Genomic DNA, 20,989 nt, shown 5'->3' on the forward strand with positions numbered 1-20,989 from the left:
GGTCAGCCCCGGGTCAGCTTCTTGTAGGTGGCGCGGTGCGGACGCGCGGCGTCCGCACCGAGCCGCTCGATCTTGTTCTTCTCGTACGACTCGAAGTTGCCCTCGAACCAGAACCACTTGGACTCGCCCTCGTAGGCGAGGATGTGGGTGGCGACCCGGTCCAGGAACCAGCGGTCGTGGGAGACGACCACGGCGCAGCCGGGGAATTCGAGGAGCGCGTTCTCCAGGCTGGAGAGGGTCTCGACGTCGAGGTCGTTGGTCGGTTCGTCGAGGAGCAGCAGATTGCCGCCCTGCTTGAGGGTGAGGGCGAGGTTGAGGCGGTTGCGCTCACCGCCGGAGAGCACCCCGGCCGGCTTCTGCTGGTCCGGGCCCTTGAAGCCGAACGCCGAGACATAGGCGCGGGACGGCATCTCGACCTGGCCGACGTTGATGTAGTCCAGCTCGTCGGAGACCACGGCCCACAGGGTCTTCTTGGGGTCGATGTTCTCGCGGCTCTGGTCGACGTAGGAGATCTTGACGGTGTCGCCGACCTTGATGCTGCCGGAGTCGGGCTGCTCGAAGCCCTGGATCATCTTGAACAGGGTGGTCTTTCCGGCGCCGTTGGGGCCGATCACCCCCACGATGCCGTTGCGGGGGAGCGTGAAGGAGAGGTCGTCGATGAGGACCTTGTCGCCGAACCCCTTGGTGAGGTTGGTGACCTCCACGACGATGGAGCCCAGGCGGGGGCCCGGCGGGATCTGGATCTCCTCGAAGTCCAGCTTCCGCATCTTGTCCGCCTCGGCGGCCATCTCCTCGTAGCGGGCGAGCCGCGCCTTGGACTTGGCCTGCCGCCCCTTGGCGTTGGAGCGGACCCACTCCAGCTCGTCCTTGAGCCGCTTCTGCCGCTTGATGTCCTTCGCGCCCTCGACCTTGAGGCGGGTCGCCTTGGTCTCCAGGTACTTGGAGTAGTTGCCCTCGTAGCCGTGCAGCCGGCCGCGGTCGACCTCGCAGATCCAGCCCGCCACGTTGTCCAGGAAGTACCGGTCGTGGGTGACGGCCACGACGGTGCCCTCGTACTTGGCCAGGTGCTGCTCCAGCCAGTTCACCGACTCGGCGTCCAGGTGGTTGGTGGGCTCGTCCAGCAGCAGCAGGTCGGGCGCCTCCAGCAGCAGCTTGCACAGCGCGACCCGGCGGCGCTCACCACCGGAGAGGGTGGTGACGGGCGAGTCGCCGGGCGGGCAGCCCAGCGCGTCCATGGCCTGCTCCAGCTGCGCGTCCAGGTCCCACGCGCCCGCGTGGTCCAGCTCCTCCTGGAGCTTGCCCATCTCGTCGAGGAGCGCGTCCGAATAGTCGGTCGCCATCAGCTCGGCGATCTCGTTGAACCGGTCGAGCTTGCCCTTGACCTCGGCGACGCCCTCCTGCACGTTCTCCAGGACGGTCTTGTCCTCGCTCAGCGGGGGCTCCTGGAGCAGGATGCCGACCGTGTATCCGGGCGACAGGAACGCGTCGCCGTTCGAGGGCTGCTCCAGTCCCGCCATGATCTTCAGAACCGTCGACTTACCGGCTCCGTTCGGGCCGACGACGCCGATCTTGGCACCCGGATAGAAGCTCAGGGTGACGTCGTCGAGGATCACCTTGTCGCCGTGCGCCTTGCGCGCCTTGCGCATGGTGTAAATGAACTCAGCCAAGAGAAACCGTCCGGCAGCTTGAAATCTGGCAGTGGGCAGATACAGCCCATCTTGCCCGACCGTCACCCCCTGGAGGAAACCAGTCTCAGTGGCTGGCGCTGACCTGGGGTTTCTGGGGCGGGTGGGGGCCTTGTGGGGGTGGTGAGGGCCGTACGGGGCCCGACGGCGCGTCGTCGGGCCGTCGCGCACTGTGGAGGTGTCAAGGAGCGGGGACGGTCAGTCCTGGTGCGGGGCGGTTCTCTCGCGTTCGCGCAGGAGGATCACTACCGCGCCGCCGATCACGACCAGGCCGATGGCGACGCCGCCGATCAGCGGGGTGGCGCCGGAGGAGCCGGACTCGGCGAGGTTGAGTTCCTCGGAGGTGCCGCCGCCGACGGTGGCCGGGCTGGGCTCGCTGAAGATCTGGGTGGTCTCGCCGTCGTTCGAGCCGGTGCTCTGGGTGAGGCAGTCCAGGACGCCGCTGAAGCGCTGCTCCAGGCCGCCGGGTCCGGTGATCGTGAAGTCGTACGCCTGGTCTTCGAGGAGCGGGACCGTCACCGTGCGGGTGGTGTCGGCCGGGATGGTGTGCTCGATGCCGAGGAGTTCGAAGGTGAAGGGCTTGGTGCCCGCGTTGACGGCGGTGATGTCGACCCCGCCCTCGGCGCAGTTCTCCCGCGCGGACAGGGCGGGTATCGGGCCGCTGTCCGCCCATACCGCGCTCGCGGTCGCGGTGACCGTGGACGCGCTGGACCCGGCGAGGATCTGGGTCTGGCTGCGGCCCTCGGAGGCGAAGGCGCGGCCCACCGGGACGGTGGTCGAGGCGTGCACGGTCAGCTCCGCCGTGCCGTCGGCCGCGTCGGCGGGCACGTCGAAGTACAGCCGGCTGCCGTCCTGCGCGGTGGTGACGGGCTCGCCCTGCTCGTCGACGATCCGCACGCCCGAGGTGGCGGCGTCGGCGGGCGGCGTCACCGTCACACTGTCCGCGCCGGTGCGCACGGTGACCGGGCCGAGCAGGGTGCCCGGGGAGCCGGAGACCGCGGGCGGCTCCAGGGTCAGCGAGGCGCTGGGCTCCGCCGTGGACCCGGCCTTGTCCTCCAGATAGTCGGCGAGCCGCTCCGCCTGCGGGTCGACGGCCTCCACTTCCGCGCCGTCCGAGTACCGCCAGATCGCCACCTGGGTGCCGGCCGCCGCGTCCTGCTCGGTGAAACCGGAGCCGATGCCCGCCTCGCGCGCCAGCTCCGTCAGGTCGTTGACCTTCGGGTAGGAGTTCTGGAGGATCCAGCGGATCTTTCCCGCATTCTCGTTGGCGCCCAGCGAGGTGCCGCTCCACGGGGTCTCGTAGTACTTGGCGTCCTTCTGTGTGGGGGTGAGCAGGTCGACGCAGTACGTCTGGAGGGTGCCGCCGCCCTCGACGGACATCTCGAACAGTCCGGCCGAGATCTGGCGGTCGCCGGTCTCTTCGTGGAGGACCGCGTCCCCGTACGTCTTCAGCCCGCCCACCGTGGCGATCGCCCCGCCCTGGCCCGTCGCCGTCCCGTCCGCGGCGGCGGGACCGGCGGTGACGAGCACGCCGGCGGCCGCGAGCCCGCACACCACCAGCGCGGCGACGGCCGGACGGACCGGCCGACGCCCGCGCCCGGTGGAGACGAGCGGCACACAGAACGAAGAAAACACGGAACTCCCCTTCGAGCAGGACCTATCGATGTGGGGGGTGTGGTCCCACCAGCAGCATCAGCAGCCCCTGGAGCTATGCCCGGCATCCTAAGGACGCGGGCCGACCGTGCTTCCCCGTGATCTCTACGGGCAACCGATCCGACTCGGAATCGTTATCGCCAGGCTGTCTTGAGCTGGGCTTATCGACAAATCCCCACGGTTGTTCGAGGTCCATTCCGGGGTGCAGTCGCCGATAAGCCGCTTCAGGCTTCAGACTGGTGTGAACAGTGACATCACGTCACTGTCGCCAGCTCCGGCCGCTGTTGGGCGGTCTCCGTCCCGGACCCCGCCTCGCTTCCTTCCGTCCCGCCCGGCGGTGTCTCCCAGTCGGGCTCCGGGCGCGGTGACTGTGCGGTCGCCGCCGGCTCCGGGCGGCCTGCGCGGCGGAAGGCCGAGGTGCCGCGGGCCAGGTCGTGTCCGATCGCCGTCGCGTCGATGTCCGCCGAGGTCCAGCTCTGTCCCTCGCGCACATCGGTGCGGACCTTCAGCCTGCCCTGCACGATCACCGGGTCGCCCACCCCCAGCGACGCCGCCACGTTCGTGGCGAGCTGGCGGTTGGCCCAGACCGTGAAGAAGTTGGTGTGCCCGTCGGCCCACACCTGCTTCTCCCGGTCGAAGTAGCGCGAGGTCACCGCCAGCCGGAAGCGGGCCGACGGGCCCGACGCCAGCTCGCGGTAGACCGGCTGCGTCGCCACGTTCCCCACCGCGCACACGCTCGTCTCGTTCATGGTCCACAACCCTCCCTCGCCCGGCCGTCACGCCGGGCGGATACGCCGACGGGCCCGTCCCGTACGGCGGTGTCCGCCGCGGTGGGCGCGATCGCCTCGGGTCACCCGGTCACCCCAGGTCGCCTCGGATCGTGTCCGCCGCGGACTCGCGCCGACCGCCGTCGTGGCGATCGCCGCGGGTCCAGACTGCCGCCGCCGGGCCGGGCCCGCTGAGCCCTGTGGACGCGGTCCCCGCCTGTGGATAACTCGGCCACTCGAAGGTGGGGTTCCGCAACGGTGGGGGCCTTGGGGGTGCGAGGGAGCGAGGTTCGGGCGCTGGCGAGCTGGGGGCTGAAGGCTCACGGGGAGGGCTGAAGGGCCTGCGCTGAAGCGCCGGGACCGGCGACCGGGGCCTATCCGGCGCCCACCCCCACCACCCTCGCGTACTGCTCCCTGACCTCCCGGTACCGGAGCAGTTCCGCCGCCACCGGGTCCAGTACGCGGGCCCGTCCGCACCCCGCCGCGGCGTCCCGCAGCCGGCGTTCGGCGTCCAGCCCGTACCGTCTGGCCGGGCCGCGGGCCGCCAGCCGGCAGCTCCACTCGACGAGCGGGCCGCCGACGATCCCGGTGATCATCAGCAGCACCGGTACGCCCAGGTTCGGGGCCATGAAGCCGGCGATCTGGCCCACCAGCCACAGCCCGCCGACGATCTGAAGGATCGTCATGGCGGCCTGGGCGAGTACGGCGACCGGCCACCAGCCCGGACGCGGGGGACGTCCCGGTGGCAGCCCCGCGCGCGTGGCCAGGTCGTCCAGGGCCTCCGGCAGGCCCTGCGCGCCGCGTACCGCCGCCTCGCGCACCGCCTGCGCCCAGGGCGTGGCCAGCCCGGCCGACGCGCGGTCGGCGACCGTCCGTACGGCCTGCTCGACCCGCTGGCGCGCGGTGGTCTCCTCGTCCGCCTGCGGGCGCAGCGGGTGGCGGCCGGTGGAGGAATCGCCGCGGTCTTGGTACCAGCGCCACAGCCGCAGCCATGGCGTGCCGCACGCACGGTTGGCGTTGCGCAGCCAGGCGCGCTCGGCGGCCTCCCCGGCGGCGGTGGCGCCCACCGCGTCGGCGAGCCGCGCGGAGAACTCGTCGCGCGCCTCCTCGCTGAGCCCGGCACGCCGGCCGGTGGCGTAGACGGGCCGCAGCCGGTGCGCGGCGGCGTCCATGTCGGCGGAGATCCGGCGGGCGGCGGCGCCCCGCTCGGCCACGAACTGGCCCAGCGCCTCACGCAGCTCGCCCAGGCCGTCCCCGGTGAGCGCGGACAGGGCGAGGACGTTGGCGCCGGGTTCGCCGTACTCGCCGAGGGCGATGCCGTCCTCGTCCAGGAGCCGCCGCAGATCGTCCAGGACCTGCTCGGTGGCCTCGCCGGGCAGCCGGTCGATCTGGTTGAGGACGACGAACATGACCTCGGCGTGACCGGCCATCGGCCGCAGATAGCGTTCGTGCAGGACGGCGTCGGCGTATTTCTCCGGGTCGACGACCCAGACCACGGCGTCGACCAGGGCGAGCACCCGGTCCGCCTGCTCGCGGTGCTCCACGGCGGCGGAGTCCACGTCGGGCAGGTCGATCAGGACCAGCCCGCGCAGCTGCGCCTCGGCCTCCGGGCTGTGCATGGGGCGGCGGCGCAGCCTTCCCGGGATGCCGAGCCGGTCGATGAGGGTCGCGGCGCCGTCGCTCCAGCTGCACGCGATGGGCGAGGAGGTGGTGGGCCGCCGTACGCCGGTCTCGGAGATGGGGACCCCGGCGAGCGCGTTGAACAGCTGTGACTTCCCGCTGCCGGTGGCGCCCGCGAGGGCCACGACCGTGTGCTGCCCGGAGAGCCTGCGGCGGGTGGCGGCCTCGTCCAGCACCCGGCCCGCCTCGGCGAGTGTGCGGCTGTCCAGCCGGGTCCGGGAGAGCCCGACCAGTTCGCGCAGCGCGTCCAGGCGTGAGCGCAGCGGGCCGTCGAACGCCAGCGGCGTCACCGGCAGCGCGCTGCCGACGCGGGTCTCGGCGGCCACCGGGACGGGGGGCTGGTCCTCGTCCTCGTTCACCCGGCGGGCGATGAGTCCGTCGTCCCATGCGGGGCCCTCGGGCTCCGGGTGCGCTCTGCCGCCGGGACGGCGCGACTCGCCCGGGGACGCCTTGGCCGCCGTACGGGGGCCGCGCTCCTGGGGAGGGGGTTCGGCGCGCGGAGGGTCGGTGACGTGGGTGTCCTCGGTGTCCTCGGTCCGGAAACCTTCCGCCAGGGAGGGCTCTTTCCTGAAGCCCTCCGCCAGGGAAGCGTCCGTTCGGAAGCCCTCCGCCAAAGAGACCTCCACCCGGAAACCCTCCGCCAAGGAAGCCTCTGTCCGGAAGCCCTCCGCGCGGGCGCTCCCCGTACGACGGGGCGGGTCGGCCGGTACGCGCGCGGGGCGGGGGTTTGCGGCCTGGTCGTGCCGGGTCCCGGAGGGGGGTTCCGGTGGGGTGGTGCCGGGGTCGGGGTCCGGGTGCTGGTCGTTCGCGGCGTCCATAGGGGGCGGATTCTGGTGAACGGCGTCCTTAGGGGGCGGGTTTTTGTGAACGACAGGGGGCGGGTTCTTGTGAGCGACCTCCTTAGGAGGCCCTCCGTCCAGGGACGCGGTTACGTCCGTGGCCTCACGGGAAGCACTCTCGCCGGGCTCTTGGGCCTGGTCGGCCCGGTCGGCGTGTCGCCGTCGCCCGGCGTGCTCCGGGTGCTCCGGGTGCTCTGGGTGCTCCGCCTGGTCCCGGTCGGCCTGGCCCATGTAGTCCATCTGGTCCATCTGGTCCGCGTGTTTCCCTTGTCCGGCGTGGTCCGTCTGTTCGTGGTCAGTGACGGCGGTCACCGGTCACCTCTCCTTCTGAAGTACGGACAGCGCGGCGATCAGTTCGGCCTGGGGTTCGGGGTGGACGTTGAGCGCGTCGAGGGGGGCGAGACGGCGCTCGCGTTCGATGTGCAGCACCCGGTCGGCGTATTCGCCCAGGAGCCGTCCGCCGCGGTCGCGCAGGCGCAGCGCGCCGTGGGCGCCGAGGCGCTCGGCGAGGCCCTCCCCGGCGGTGCGGCCCCGGCGTCCGCCGAGCAGGGCGGTGGCGACCAGGGCGGCGATCAGCTCGGGGTCGGGGGCGACGCCGCGGTCGAGGGCGCGTACCTCGTCCTCGGCGTATTCCTCCAGCTCACGGCGCCAGCGGCGGGCGGAGACGCCGATGCGGTGCTCGGCGGTCTCGGGCGGGAGGTCGCGCTCGGTGAGCCCGGGGGCGCCTGCGGCCGGCTCGCGGCGCCACGCCTCGTCAATGCGCTCGTCGGCGGCGGTGATGGCGCACGTCAGCAGCTCGCCGAGGCTCTCCACGAGCGCGTCGAGCAGTTCGGCCGGGGTGCAGTCCAGGGGGAAGGCCCGCCAGCGTTTGAGGGCGTCGCCCGCGAGGACCGCGCCGGACTGGAGCCGGCCGCGTACGCGCGCGTGCTCGCTGTCGTAGGCGTTGTCGACGGCGGAGGTGAGGCGCAGGGCCGCCGCGTACTGGGCGGCGGCGGCGCCGGCCAGCTCGGGCATCCGGGATTTGAGGGAGTCCAGGACGCCGTGGGCGGTGCGGGTCACGGTGTGGCGGCGGGCGCCGGGGTCCTGGGCCTGCTGGACGAGCCAGGTGCGCAGGGAGGCGACGGCGCTTGCGGGCAGCAGGCCGCCGCCCCAGGCCGACTCGGGCAGCTCGGGCACGGTGAAGCGGGGTACCTCGCCGAGGCCGGCCTTGGTGAGCAGGGCGCCGTACTGCCGGGAGACCTCGGAGACCACCTGGTGGGGGACCCGGTCCAGGACCGTGACCAGGCTGGCGCGGTACTCCTTGGCGGTGCGCAGCAGATGCCAGGGGACGGCGTCGGCGTAGCGGGCGGCGGTCGTGACCATCACCCAGATGTCGGCGGCGCAGATCAGCTCGGCGGCCAGGACGCGGTTGTCGGCGACGAGGGAGTCGACGTCGGGGGCGTCCAGCAGGGCGAGGCCGGGCGGGAGGGTTTCGGCGGTCTCGATGCGCAGCACGCGCGCGGGGTTCTCGCCGGGGAACAGGAGATCGTCGCCGGGTTCCTGGTGGGGCACCCAGACCCGGGTGAGCTGGGGCAGTACCCGCATCCCGCTGAACCAGTGATGATCCTCCGGATGGCAGACGAGAACCGGCGTCCGGGTGGTCGGCCGCAGCACCCCCGCCTCGCTGACCCGCCGCCCGACGAGCGAGTTCACGAGGGTCGATTTCCCGGCGCCGGTGGACCCCCCGATGACGGCCAGGAGCGGTGCCTCGGGCTCTCTGAGCCGGGGCACCAGATAGTCGTCGAGCTGGGCGAGCAGTTCATCGCGGTTGGCACGCGCGCGTGGGGCCCCCGCCAGCGGCAGCGGAAAGCGTGCGGCGGCGACACGGTCGCGCAGGGCGGAGAGTGCGTCGAGCAGTTGAGGCCGTACGTCCAAGGTCACCACATGCGAAGAATGCCCAATTTTAGGGGAATTCTGAAGCATATGCGCATGTCTGCGCGCCGACCGGACACAAGGGACGGAAGGGACGACCGGGGAGCAGTCACAGTCGAGGCATAACGAGTGCACAACACCCGGGGCGTAAGACGTCAAAAGCGATGCACGATTCGTACCTGCCTGCGATTATCAGGACCGCTTCACCGAACCTCCACATTGAGCCACGGAGGCGAAGCAGCAGGGGCAGGGAACCCGGAGCTTTATCCTTGTCCCCGGCAACGTCACGGATCAGCCCGCACCCGGGCACCACGACAGAGGCCGCACCTGGCCCCCGTAGCTCAGTGGATAGAGCAGGCGCCTTCTAAGCGCTTGGCCGCAGGTTCGAGTCCTGCCGGGGGCGCACATTTTCGCAGGTCAGAGGTTCTTTCTTAACCCTTCACGAGATCTCCCGCGGAGGGCTTTTTCATGGCCCGCGAGGCCATTTTGCGCCGATATACACCCTGGCTTGAGGTGCTGCGTCCCCATACCTCCCCCAGTCGAGGCGGCAGCTTTCCCCTGAGCGGCTGCGCTGCAAGTTCCTGGGGGTCGTCGCCATCGGGCGGCTGTCCGGCGATTACCAGTACCGGAGCGAGGCGGCCCCCGGCTTCCGGCACCCTCAACGCGGATACGAGCAGGAAGTCGTGCCGGCCAATGCCAACACGGTCGGTTACACGCGTGGCCAGATCCGCGAGGCGTTCAAGATCTACCTCGGGAAGACCGCTCCGTCCACAGTGATCTGATCCAAGCCCACCCGCTTGACTTAATGACACAATTATCATGTCATGGAGACATGCTGTACGCCACTCCCTCCTTGGACACCGACGACCAGCGAGCGCTCGACGAGATCGAGAGCATGCGCCGCGCCCTGCGCCACATGCTCCGGGCCACCCCCCGCTGGACCCGTCAGCTGCGCCGCAACCTCACCGCCCGCGCGATCGCCGGATCGAACACCATCGAGGGATACGCCGCGACGGTCGATGATGTGGAAGCCCTCATGTCCGGCGAGGAGCCGCTGGAGACCGGGGAGAGGACACGCGCCGAGTTGGAGGGCTATCAGCGTGGCATGACCTACATCCAGGCGCTCGCCGACGCCGGAGACGCCTTCCGCTACGACGCCGGCCTGCTCAACGGTCTGCACTTCATGTTGCAGGGCCACCACCTGGACAAGCGTCCGGGCCGCTGGCGCGACGGGCCCGGCTACATCACCAGCCCCGACGACCCGCTGGTCCCCGCCTACACCGCTCCGGACCAGACGGTCGTTCCCGCTCTGATGTCGGAGTTCGTCGACTGGCTCAACGACGGCGATCTCGACGCCCCCGTCCACGTCCGCGCTTCCATGGCCCACCTCAATCTCGTCAAGATCCACCCATGGAAAGACGGCAACGGGCGCATGTCCCGTGCACTGTCCACCTTGGTGTTCTCCCGCGAGGCCCTGATGCCGCCCGAGTTCTCCTCCATCGAGGAGTGGCTCGGACGCGGCCAGAACACGTACGCCTACTACCAGGTCCTGGAGGACGTGGGTGGCCCGCACTGGAGTCCGGAGCGGGACACCCGGTCCTGGATCCGCTTCTGCCTGACCGCCCACCACCGCCAGGCCCAGCAGGCCCAGCGGCGCTTCGACGTCATGTCGCGAGCCTGGACCCGCCTGGTCGAGAGTGTGGAAACAGCGGGCCTGGACGAACGGGTCGTCTACGCCCTGCTCCCCGCCTTCTCGGACGCGAAGGTCCGCCGCACGGTCTACCAGCAGGACGCGGACCTCAGCGACCAGCAAGCCATCCGCGACATCCGGGAGCTGGTAGCCCGCGGCTGGCTCGTCCCCCACGGCAAGGCACGGGCCCGCCACTACGCTCCCGGCCCCCTCATGGACCCGGTCCGGGAAGAGGTCCGACAGTCCATGGAGCCGTACATCGATCCCTACCGGCGTACGCAGTGACCGTACGTACTCCTGGCGCCCCTGAGTCGTATGGCGCCGCCGCGTCTTCCAGCGCCGGAAGGCTCTGCGGCGGCTCGGCGCGGGCCTTCGGTTCCTTGGTCTGGCCGACGGTGCAGCGGGCGTAGGCTGCGGCGGTGCCGCCGGACCGACGAGGCCGCAGCGGCTGACCCGTCCAGCGGTGTGCCCGGTGCCAGGAGTACGTCCGCTGCGGGGTCGTCCCAGATGTTCATGGTGGGGCTGCGACCAAGTCGACGCATGGCGGTGCAGCGTGCGTGGATCGCAAGCATGGCGTTCGTCCCGGGAAGGTGAGCCGAACCGGATTCCGCGGGCTGTCCCGGTCAGTGCGCGGCCCGGTAGAGCCCCGGCGCCAGATACACCGAGAAGCGGGGATCGTCGCCGCCTCGGTAGGAGATGAAGTTCTGGGTTCGGGACTCGGTGAGGGGGCGGTCGGCCAGGTCGTCCAGGAGTTTGGTGTAGGCGTCGGCGGCGGGGGAACCCTCGGCGCGGAGGAAGGCGGACACCCGGGTGCGTGCGGCGGCGTCGTGGTCGTGGACCGGGATCAGGGGGACGTAGACCGTCGCGCTCGGCAGGTCGTGGCGGGTGTCGAGGGTGAAGGTGGTGACCGGGGGTTTGCGGGACCAGGCCGCCGTGCCGTGCGGGCCGTTGATCTGTTCCAGGGCGCGGGTGAACAGGCCGGGTATGTGATCGCGGGCCACCGCCGCCTTCGCATCGATCTCGGCCGCGCTCACCCCGGAGTGCGCCAGATACAGCTGGGCACGGAAGTCCGGGCCGCCGGTCAGGTCCAGGGCGATGGCCACCGGCTCGTGGCCCGGGCCGAACTCGCCGAGATGGTCGGCCAGCGCCTGCCAGGGGGTGCCCAGACCGAGGGTGCGCAGGGCTTTCGCGGTGCGGTCGGCGGCCTGTTCCCGGCCGGCCACCGCCGGGTTGAGGAACACCTTGAACTCCGGTGCGGCGCCGGGCCGCAGGGCCACCGCGTGGGCGAAGCTGAAGTAGCCCTGGGGGTCGTCGTCCCGGAACAGGTCCTCGACGGCCAGCAGCCGGTCCACGCTGACCCCCGGCCGCCCCGCCAGCCGCCGGGTCACGTCCATCGCGTCCCGCATCCTGGACAGCGCGGTGCCCTCGCCGGGCGGTTCGATGGAGAGCCGCACCCCCGCCCGCACCCCCGCCCGGTCACCGGCCCACACGACCGACGGCTCGAAGGGCGAGCCGTCGATCGCCACCCAGCAGGCCCGCTCGGGCGGCACCCCGACCGGCCTGCCGCCCCAGGGCTCGGTCAGCTCCCGGAGGAGGGCGAGTGTCGACGCCTCGCTCTCCCCGGTCAGACCCAGACTGCGCCAGGTCCGCCGGACCCGGTCGGCCGCGACCTCCGCATACGTCTGGGTGGGGCGGTACCGGGGGGTGTCGAAGCGCATCGGGCTGCCGATCATCTCCGCGATGACACCCGTGTCCGGGCGGTATGCGGTGCGGTCGATGCCTGCGGCGTCCATCTGATCTCCTTCGAACTGGACCGAACTGAACTGTCTTGCGCACAGGGGCCGTTACGGCGGGCGATCGTCTCACCGACCGTCCGGCCGTCGCCGTGCTTTGCCGAAGGTTGGAAAGCCGTCCCGGTGCGCCGGCGCGTCTTCCGGCCAATGTCATGCGTTCCGTGCGGGGCGACCGATACAGCCGTGACGTGCTCCGGACAGCCCTGAGGCGCTCCAAGGCGGCGCACAGGGTCCCCTGCGGGCGTCGGAAGGAAACACTCCGGGGCGCACACCAGGGGCATTGCGCAGGGTGGTCATCGTGTGACGCTATGTGCGTGAGAAGAGCCGAAAATATGACCACGCCATTGGTACGCCTGCCATCCTTTGACTCGCTTCGCCGCACGTCCAGGAACAGTCTGCGCCACCGCCCCTCCGGTGTCCGTCCGCATGCCCTCGACCGGGAACCACCACGCCCTGATCCCGGCCGTGTGCACAGGAGTGCTGAGGAGTTCCGTGCACACGTCTGCCCCACGCCCCGAGGCGCACCGTCACGACCATCACGACCGGCACGACCGTCGTCCCCACGGTGACCCCGCGCTCCGCCTCGCCCCCGCCCCCGAACCCGGCGTGAGCCTGCCGCAGGCGTTCGCCCGGCAGGTCCTGCGCACCCCCGACGCGCCCGCCCTGATCAGCGGACCACTGACCCTGACCTACCGTCAGCTCGACGCCCGTTCCGACGCCCTCGCCCAGCGGCTGAGGGGCGAGGGCGTCGGCCCGGAGACCGTCGTCGGCGTACTGCTCGACCGCTCCGCCGAACTGGTCGTCGCCCTGCTCGCCATCGCCCGCAGCGGCGGCTGCTCCCTGCCGCTGGACCCCCGCCAGCCCGCCGCGCGGCTCACGTCCCTGCTGGAACGGACCGGCGCCGCGCTGCTGCTGACCGGGGCGGGACAGGCGGGGCCTCCGGCCGGGCCGCGCACCCTCTCCGTTCCCCCGGTCGACCCGGACGTCCTCCCCGCCACCCCGCCCGACATCACCGCGCCGCCCGAGCCCCTCTCCGACGAGCCCCAAGTCGACGTCGATCCACGGCAGCCGGCGTACGTGATGTTCACCTCCGGCTCCACCGGCACCCCCAAGGGCGTCGCCGTCACCCACCAGAACGTGGTGGGGCTGGCCGGCGACCGGGCCTGGTCGCACGGCGGCGCCCACGCCCGCGTCCTGCTCCACTCCCCGCACTCCTTCGACGCCTCGACCTACGAGCTGTGGGTGCCGCTGCTCACCGGAGGCGCGGTCGTCGTGGCACCCCCCGGGGAACTGGACGCCCGTACGGTCGCCGAAGCCGTCGTCCGGCACGGGATCACCGCGCTGTGGGTGACCGCCGGGCTGTTCGCCGTCCTCGCGGAGGAGGACCCCGTCTGCTTCACCGGGCTGCGCGAGGTGTGGACCGGCGGCGACGAGGTCCCGGCCGCCGCCGTACGCCGGGTGCTGACCGCCTGCCCGGACACCGCCGTGGTCAACGGCTACGGCCCCACCGAGACCACCACCTTCGCCACCTGCCACCGGGTCACCGACCCCGACGCGCTCGGCACCGTCGTACCGATCGGCGCCGCCATGGACGGGATGCGCACCGAGGTGCTCGACGCGCTGCTGCGTCCGGTCGCACCGGGCGAGGTGGGCGAGCTGTACGTCGGCGGCTCCGGCCTGGCCCGCGGCTACTGGGGGCGGCCCGCCCACACCGCCGAGCGCTTCGTCGCCGACCCGCACGGCGCCCCCGGCGCCCGGCTCTTCCGCACCGGCGACCTGGTGCGCCGCGCCCCGCACGGGCGGCTGGAGTTCATCGGCCGCGGCGACGACCAGGTGAAGATCCGCGGCTTCCGGGTCGAGCCCGGCGAGGTGACCGCCGTCCTCGGGACCCACCCCGGCGTCGCGCGGGCCGCCGTGCTGGCCCGTCCCGACCGCACCGGCCACCCACGGCTCGTCGCCTACGTCGTCCCCACCGACCGGCAGCCCTCCGCGCCCGGCCCCGCCGGGGACGAGTCCATCGCCCAGTGGCGGCACCTCTACGACACCCTCTACCAGGACACCGCGAACGCCCCCTTCGGCGAGGACTTCTCCGGCTGGAACAGCAGCTACGACGGCCGCCCCATCCCGGCGGAGCAGATGCGCGAGTGGCGGGACGCCACCGTGAACCGGATCCGCGAACTGCGCCCGCGCCGGCTGCTGGAGATCGGCGTCGGCACCGGGCTGCTGCTCTCCCGGCTGGCACCCGGCTGCGAGACGTACTGGGGCACCGATCTGTCCCCGCGGGTCGTGGCCGCGCTGGGCACCCATGTGCGCCGCGACCCCGCGCTCGCCGGGCGGGTCGAACTGCGCGCCCTGCCCGCCGACCGGACCGGCGAACTGCCCCGCGGCCTCTTCGACACCGTCGTCCTCAACTCCGTCACCCAGTACTTCCCCGACGGCGACTACCTCGCCGACGTCCTCACCACCGCCCTTGACCTGCTCACCCCCGGCGGTACGGTCTTCATCGGCGACGTACGGCAACTGCGGCTGCTGCGCGCCTTCCACACCGAGGTCCAACTGCGCCGGCCCGGGCGCCCGGACGACCGCGCGGCCCTGCGGGCGGCCGTGGAACAGAGCCTGGTCCGGGAGAAGGAACTCCTCGTCGACCCCGCCTTCTTCACCGAACTCGCCGCCACCCTGCCCGACATCGCGGGCAGCGAGATACGGGTCAAGCGGGGGCGGTACGTCAATGAACTGACCCGGTACCGCTACGACGTGGTCCTGCGCAAGGCCGCCGACATGGACCTGGACGGGGCCATGGCCATGGACGGGGAGGTGGAGGCGGACAGGGGCGGGGGGCCGCGCGCGGTGGCGGTGTCCGGTGTACGGGACATTGTCTTCGGCCGCGATATCGGCGGGCCGGGCGAACTCGGTGAGCTGGCCGGCCGGTTGATGGCGTCCGGGGTTACGGAGCTGAGGGTGACCGGGGTTCCGGACGCCCGGATGGTGTCGGTGCATCGGGGGGTGCGGGCGCTGGGTGCGGCGGAGGCGCGGGAGGCGCCGGAAACGCCGGAAGCGCGGGAAGCGCCGGAAGCGCGGGAGGCGCGAGGGGATGACGGGAGCGGCCTCTTGGAGGTCCCGGGGGTACGGGAGGTCCCGGAGACCGCGGAGGTCCCGAGGGTCCCGGGCGTCCTGGGGGTCCCGGAGGGCTCGGAGGGCTCGGAGGTCCCGGAGGGCTCGGAGGTCCCGGAGACCTTGGGGGCCCTGGAGATCCCGGGGGCCCAGGTGGGTTCGGGGGCCCAGGTGGGTTCGGGGAACCCGGTGAACCCCGGGAACCCCGACAACACCACGAGCCCGGACGTCCCGGACGTCGATCCGAACACAGACCTGGAGGAGTTCCACCGCGTCGCCGAGCGCCTCGGGCTGCGCGCCTCCGCCCGCTGGTCGCCCACCGCCCCCCACACCCTCGACCTCACCCTCACCGCCCGGCCCCCCGGCGCCCCCGCGCCCGGCACTCCCCGGCCGTCCGGTGTGCCGCTGGCGTCGCTGGTCAACGCCCCGGCTCGGGCCCGTGACACGGGCGCCCTGCTGGCCTCGGTCCGTGCCTTCCTGGGCGACCGGCTGCCGGAGTACCTCTTACCGGCCGCCACGGTCGTCCTGGACAGCCTCCCGCTGACCGCCAACGGAAAGGTCGACCGGCGGCGGCTGCCCGAACCCGGCGTGGGCGCCGCCCCGGACGGACGGGCCCCGCGCGATCCACTGGAGCGGCTGCTGTGCGAGTTGTTCGGGACGATCCTCGGCGTCGGCGACGTCACCATCGACGACAGTTTCTTCGCGCTGGGCGGGCACTCGCTGTCCGCCACCCGGCTCAGTACCCGGCTGCGCGCCACCCTCGGCGTGGAACTGCCGGTGCGCAGCGTCTTCGAGACACCGACGGTCGCTCAGCTCGCCGACGCGGTACGGCTCGCCTCGGCCGGGCGACGCCCCGCGCTCACCCCTCACCCACGGCCCGAGCGCGTACCCCTCTCCCCCGCTCAGCGCCGGCTGTGGTTCCTGGCCCAGCTGGACGACACGGGGGCCGCGTACCACGTACCACTGGTCCTCGACCTCGACGGCCCGCTGGACCGCGTCGCCCTGGAGCGGGCCCTGGCCGATGTCATGGCCCGGCACGAGAGCCTGCGCACGGTGTTTCCGCAGGTCGACGGGGTGCCGTATCAGTGGGTGCGGGAGGTTTCGGCGGCGCGGCTGGACCTCGACGGACCCCAGCCGCATGAGGCCGCGCCCGTCGACGACGGGCCCGTCGACGACGCGCCCATCGGGGCCGCGCTCGCCCACGACACACCCGCCCAAGTCAGGCTCACCCAGGACCCGCTCACCCCGCACACAGTCGCCCAGGACCCGCTCACCCCAGCCCCGCCCACCCGGCACACACCTGCCCAGAACGCGCCCACCCAAGACCCACTCACCCAGGACCCGCCCGCCCAAGACTCGTTCACCCGAGCCCCGCTCACCCCGGCCCTGGCCATCCCGGACGCGCCCGCCCCGGCCCCGCCCGCCCAGGACAACACCCTCACCCAGGACACCCTCACCCAAGCCATCGCCGCCATCGTCCGCCCGCCCTTCGACCTCGCCCGGGATCTCCCCGTACGCGCCCGGCTGCTCCGTACCGGGCCGGAGCGGCATGTGCTGGTGCTGGTGGTCCATCACATCGCCTGTGACGGGTGGTCCCTGGCGCCCCTGTGGCGTGACCTCGCCGCCGCCTACGCCGCCCGCCGTGCGGGCCGCGCGGCGGACACCGCGCCGCTGCCGGTCCAGTACGCCGACTACACGCTCTGGCAGCGGCGGCTGCTCGGCGACGAGCACGACCCGGACAGCGCGGCCGGTCGCCAACTCGCCTACTGGAAGGCCGCGTTGAGCGGGCTGCCCGCGCGGATGCCGCTGCCCGCCGGTCGCCCTCCGGCACCCACGGACGCCACCCCGGCCCAAGCCCCCGCCCGAGCCCAAGCCCAAGCCCCCGCCCGAGCCCAAGCCCCCGCCCCCGCCTCCGCCCCCGGCGCCACCCTGCACTTCACCCTCGACGCGCCCCTCCACCGCCGGGTCACCCGGCTCGCCGAGGAGCTGGGTGCCAGTGTCTTCATGGTGCTGCACACCGCGCTGGCCGCGCTGCTGAGCAAGCTGGGCGCGGGGCAGGACATCGTGATCGGCACCCCGGTCGCCGGGCGCACCGACACCGCGCTGGACGACCTCGTGGGGTTCTTCGTCAACACCCTGGTGCTGCGCACCGACACCTCCGGCAACCCGTCCTTCCGCGAGCTGCTGGCCCGGGTCCGTGAGGGCGACCTCGCCGCCTACGCGCATCAGGACCTGCCCTTCGAGCGGCTGGTCGACGCCGTGGCGCCCACCCGGCAGGCGGGCCACCACCCGCTGTTCCAGGTGCTCCTCGCGCTCCAGAACGCGCCGGGCGAACCCCCGCGGCTGCCCGGGCTGACCGTGGCCCGGCGGGCCGCCGACACCGGGGCGTCCCGGCTCGACCTCGGCCTCAGTCTGGAGGAGCACCACGGCCCCGGTCTGCGGCCGGAGGGGATGGCGGGCGTCGCCGAATACCGTACGGACCTGTTCGACCGGGCCGGCGTCGAGCGGCTGGTGAGCCGCTTCACCCGGCTGCTCGACCAGGCCACCGCCGACCCCGGCCGCCGCCTCGGCTCCCTGGACGTGGTGCTGCCCGCCGAACGCGCCCGGCTGCTCGCCCGCAGCGGACGCCCCGGCGAGGACGTACCCCGCCGCACCCTGCCCGATCTCTTCCACGCCCAGGTCCGCCGGACCCCGCGCGCCGTCGCCCTGCGTCACGACGACGGCGCCGGACGGGTCCGTACGGTCGACTACCGGACCCTGGACCGGCGTTCCACCCGGCTGGCCCGTGAGCTGATCGCGCGCGGCGTCGGGCCCGAGCGCCTGGTGGGCATCGCCCTGCCCCGTACCGTGCAGTCGGTCGTGGCCGCCCTCGCCGTCCTCAAGGCCGGGGGCGCGTACGTCCCGCTGGACCCCGGCCATCCCCCCGCCCGGCTCGCGCTGCTGGCCGAGGACGCCGAGCCCGTCCTGCTGCTCACCGACACCGCCACCGCGCCCGTCCTGCCCGAGGGGCCGCGGGTGCCCAGGCTCGTCCTGGACGCCCCGGCGACCCGGCGGGCCCTCGCCGCGCGCTCCTCCCACCCGGTCACCGACACCGACCGGACCGCCCCGCTGACCTTGGGGCACCCGGCGTATCTCGTCTACACCTCCGGCTCCACCGGCCGCCCCAAGGGTGTGGTGGTCACCCACTCCGGTATCGCCGGGGTGGCCGAGGCGCAGCGGCGCCGGTTCGGGGTGACGGCGGACAGCCGCGTCCTCCAGTTCGCCCCGCACGGGTTCGACGGGGCGGTGTGGGAGGTGTGGGGCGCGCTGCTGACCGGCGCGACGCTGGTCATGGCGCCCGCCGAGGCCACCGCCCCCGGCCCCGCGCTCACCGCGCTGGTGGCCCGGCACCGGGTCAGTCACGCCACCCTGCCCCCGGCCGCGCTCGGCGTGCTGGAACCCGCCCGGCTGCCGTCGCTCACCTCGATGATCGTCTCCGGTGAGGCGTCCTCCGCCGAGACCGTCCGCCGCTGGTCCGCCGGGCGCCGCCTGTTCAACGGCTACGGCCCCACCGAGACCACCGTCTGCGCCACCCTCAGCGACGCGCTGTCCGAGCCCGTCGCCCCGCCGCTGGGCCGGGCCACCGTCAACGCCCGCGTCTATGTCCTCGACCCCGATCTGTGCCTGGTCCCGCCGGGTGTGGTGGGCGAACTCCATGTCGCCGGGGCCGGGGTGGCCCGCGGGTATCTGCGCCGCCACGCGCTGACCGCGGACCGGTTCGTCGCCGACCCGTTCGGCGCCCCCGGCAGCCGCATGTACCGCACCGGCGATCTGGCGCGCTGGACCCCCGACGGCGATCTGGAGTTCATGGGCCGCCGCGACGACCAGCTCAAGATCCGGGGGTTCCGGGTCGAACCCGGCGAGACCGAGGCGGCCCTGCTGGCCCTGCCCGGGGTGGCACAGGCCGCCGTCGTACCGCGCCCCGACCGGCACGGCGCCACCCTGCTCGCCGGATACGCCGTCCCCGCACCGGAAACACCCAGTGCACCTGGTGCACCCGACGCACCCCGCCCCGACGGGCACGCCCTGCGCGCCCAGCTGGCCGCCCTCCTGCCCGACCACCTGGTCCCGGCGGTGGTCGTGGTGCTGGACGCGCTGCCGGTCACCTCGACCGGCAAGATCGACCGGGCCGCGCTGCCCGCCCCCGAGTTCACCCCGCTGGCCACCGGCCGCGCACCGCGCACCGCGGACGAGCGGCTGCTGTGCGCGCTGTTCGCCGAGATCCTCGACGTCCCGCACGTCACCCTCGACGACAGCTTCTTCGCCCTCGGCGGGCACTCGCTCCTCGTCCCCCGGCTGATCAGCGCGCTGGGGCAGCGCATGGGCCGTACGGTCGCCGTCCGCACCCTCTTCGAGCACCAGTCACCGGCGGCCCTGCTCACCGCGCTCGACGCCCCGGCCGCTGCCCCCGGCGGCTCCGGCGACCCGGACCCGGACCTGCTGGCGGCGGACGCCCGCCTGGACCCGACGGTCACCGTCACCGAGCGTCCCCGGCGTCCGGCCGCGGTCACCGTCACCGAGCGTCCCCGGCGTTCGGCCGCGACCGGCGAACACCTGCTGCTGACCGGCGCGACCGGCTTCCTCGGCACCCAGTTGCTGCGCGAACTCCTCGACCGCACCGACGCCGACATCCACTGCCTGGTCCGGGCCACCGACGAGGCGGACGCGCTCACCCGCGTCCTCGGCGCCCTCGCCGCCCGGGGCACACCGCCCGACGCCGCCGCGCGGCGCCGGATCGTCCCCGTCCCGGGCGAGCTGACCCGGCCGCTGCTCGGGCTGACACCGGAACGGTTCGACGCGCTCGCCGGGTGTGTCACCGCCGTCTACCACAACGGGGCCCGGGTGAGCGCCGTCGAACCGTACGCGCTGCTGCGCCCGGCCAACGTGGGCGGGACCACGGAGGTGCTGCGGCTGGCGGCGCGGGCCGGTGGGGTGCCCGTGCACCACATCTCCACGGCCGCCGTCGCCGTCGCCCGTGACGAGTACGCGGACGAGACCGGCGGCGGGCCGACGCGGGCCGTCCCCGAGGCGCGTCGGCTGACGGCGGATCAGGTGATGCCGGGCGGCTACCCGGCCAGCAAGTGGGTCGCCGAGGAACTGGTGTGGGCGGCCGGTGAGCGGGGGGTCCCGGTCACCGTGTACCGCTGCGGCCGGATCGGCGGCGACAGCCGTACCGGGATCGGCTCCGACCGGGATGTGTTCTGGCATCTGGTACGGGCCATGCTGCTGATCGGCGCGGCCCCGCGCCCGGAGCCTGGTCCGGCGGGCGGACCGGTCGTCGATCTGGTGCCCGTGGACCGGGTCGCCGCGGCCGTCGTGACCCTCTCCCGGCGCCCCGGCACCACCGGCCTGGCCCACCAGCTGAGCTGCCCCGACCCCGTCCCGATCGCCACCGTGCTCGACGGGCTCCGCGCGCTGGGCCACCCGCTGCCCGAGCTGGACCCCGGCACCTGGGCGCACACCGTGCACGAGCACGGCCGCGCGGGCACCGCCGACCTGGCCGCGGCGACGCTGCTCACCGGCACTCTGCCCGCGCTCGCCCGGCTCGGACGGCTCCGCTTCGACCGCGCCAACACCGTGAGGGGGCTCGCGGGTTCGGGGGTCGACCTGCCCGGGCCGGACGCGGCACTGCTACGGGCGTACCTCGACCGCTTCACGGAGTCGGGCTTCTTCCCGCCACCGCCACCGCCACCGCCGTCCCGGCCCACCACCTCGCTCTGACCCCAACCCCGACCCCAATCCCGGCTCCGCCCCTGCCGCCGAACCAGCCCCGCTCCCCGCCCCGCTCCCCGCGCCGAACCCCGCCCATCTCCCCACGGAA

General features: G+C 73.2%; 8 protein-coding genes and 1 tRNA gene. 3 read left to right on the forward strand and 6 right to left on the reverse strand.

The annotated features are described in order from the left end of the window. Positions 1 to 2: 2 nt before the first annotated feature. From ettA to ACFRFC_RS02400, 5 genes are all read right to left on the reverse strand, one after another. Positions 3 to 1,667: an energy-dependent translational throttle protein EttA gene (gene ettA, locus ACFRFC_RS02380; RefSeq protein WP_382681990.1), complete on the reverse strand. Its 1,665-nt coding sequence runs from the start codon at positions 1,665 to 1,667 to the stop codon at positions 3 to 5. 216 nt (positions 1,668 to 1,883) lie between these two features. Beyond that, entirely contained in the window at positions 1,884 to 3,320 is a 1,437-nt protein-coding gene (locus ACFRFC_RS02385) for a Cys-Gln thioester bond-forming surface protein (protein ID WP_382681988.1), read from the reverse strand. 272 nt (positions 3,321 to 3,592) lie between these two features. Beyond that, positions 3,593 to 4,087 carry a single-stranded DNA-binding protein gene (locus ACFRFC_RS02390; RefSeq protein ID WP_382681986.1) on the reverse strand — a complete coding sequence of 165 codons (495 nt, stop codon included), beginning with the start codon at positions 4,085 to 4,087 and terminating at the stop codon, positions 3,593 to 3,595. 392 nt (positions 4,088 to 4,479) lie between these two features. After that, positions 4,480 to 6,603, reverse strand: a complete 2,124-nt coding sequence (locus ACFRFC_RS02395; RefSeq protein ID WP_382681983.1) for a GTPase — start codon at positions 6,601 to 6,603, stop codon at positions 4,480 to 4,482. Positions 6,604 to 6,939: 336 nt separating this feature from the next. After that, a complete protein-coding gene (locus tag ACFRFC_RS02400; RefSeq protein WP_382681981.1) occupies positions 6,940 to 8,547 on the reverse strand; it encodes a dynamin family protein in 1,608 nt (535 codons plus the stop codon). 318 nt (positions 8,548 to 8,865) lie between these two features. On the opposite strand from ACFRFC_RS02400, the gene ACFRFC_RS02405 reads away from it, so the two are divergent. Both ACFRFC_RS02405 and ACFRFC_RS02410 read left to right on the forward strand, forming a co-directional pair. Next, a tRNA-Arg gene (locus ACFRFC_RS02405) sits at positions 8,866 to 8,938 on the forward strand. 429 nt (positions 8,939 to 9,367) lie between these two features. Beyond that, positions 9,368 to 10,510, forward strand: coding sequence for a Fic family protein (locus tag ACFRFC_RS02410; RefSeq protein ID WP_382681978.1), 1,143 nt, complete (start codon positions 9,368 to 9,370; stop codon positions 10,508 to 10,510). Between the two features lie 338 nt (positions 10,511 to 10,848). On the opposite strand, the gene ACFRFC_RS02415 is transcribed toward ACFRFC_RS02410, so the two are convergent. Then, on the reverse strand, positions 10,849 to 12,018 hold the full coding sequence (locus ACFRFC_RS02415; RefSeq protein ID WP_382681975.1) for a tryptophan dimethylallyltransferase family protein: 1,170 nt from the start codon (positions 12,016 to 12,018) through the stop codon (positions 10,849 to 10,851). 492 nt (positions 12,019 to 12,510) lie between these two features. On the opposite strand from ACFRFC_RS02415, the gene ACFRFC_RS02420 reads away from it, so the two are divergent. After that, complete coding sequence (locus ACFRFC_RS02420; protein ID WP_383112578.1) at positions 12,511 to 20,889, forward strand: amino acid adenylation domain-containing protein; 8,379 nt, start codon at positions 12,511 to 12,513, stop codon at positions 20,887 to 20,889. The last annotated feature ends 100 nt before the right edge of the window (positions 20,890 to 20,989 follow it).

Source organism: Streptomyces sp. NPDC056734 (assembly GCF_042790455.1).
In the GTDB taxonomy this organism is placed as follows: domain Bacteria; phylum Actinomycetota; class Actinomycetes; order Streptomycetales; family Streptomycetaceae; genus Streptomyces.

Excerpts from the sequence above, each read along its gene's own strand:
- ACFRFC_RS02390 (WP_382681986.1), bottom strand. The coding sequence starts at position 4,087 with ATGAACGAGACGAGCGTGTGCGCGGTGGGGAACGTGGCGACGCAGCCG.
- ACFRFC_RS02395 (WP_382681983.1), bottom strand. The coding sequence starts at position 6,603 with ATGGACGCCGCGAACGACCAGCACCCGGACCCCGACCCCGGCACCACC.
- ACFRFC_RS02410 (WP_382681978.1), top strand. The coding sequence starts at position 9,368 with ATGCTGTACGCCACTCCCTCCTTGGACACCGACGACCAGCGAGCGCTC.
- ACFRFC_RS02415 (WP_382681975.1), bottom strand. The coding sequence starts at position 12,018 with ATGGACGCCGCAGGCATCGACCGCACCGCATACCGCCCGGACACGGGT.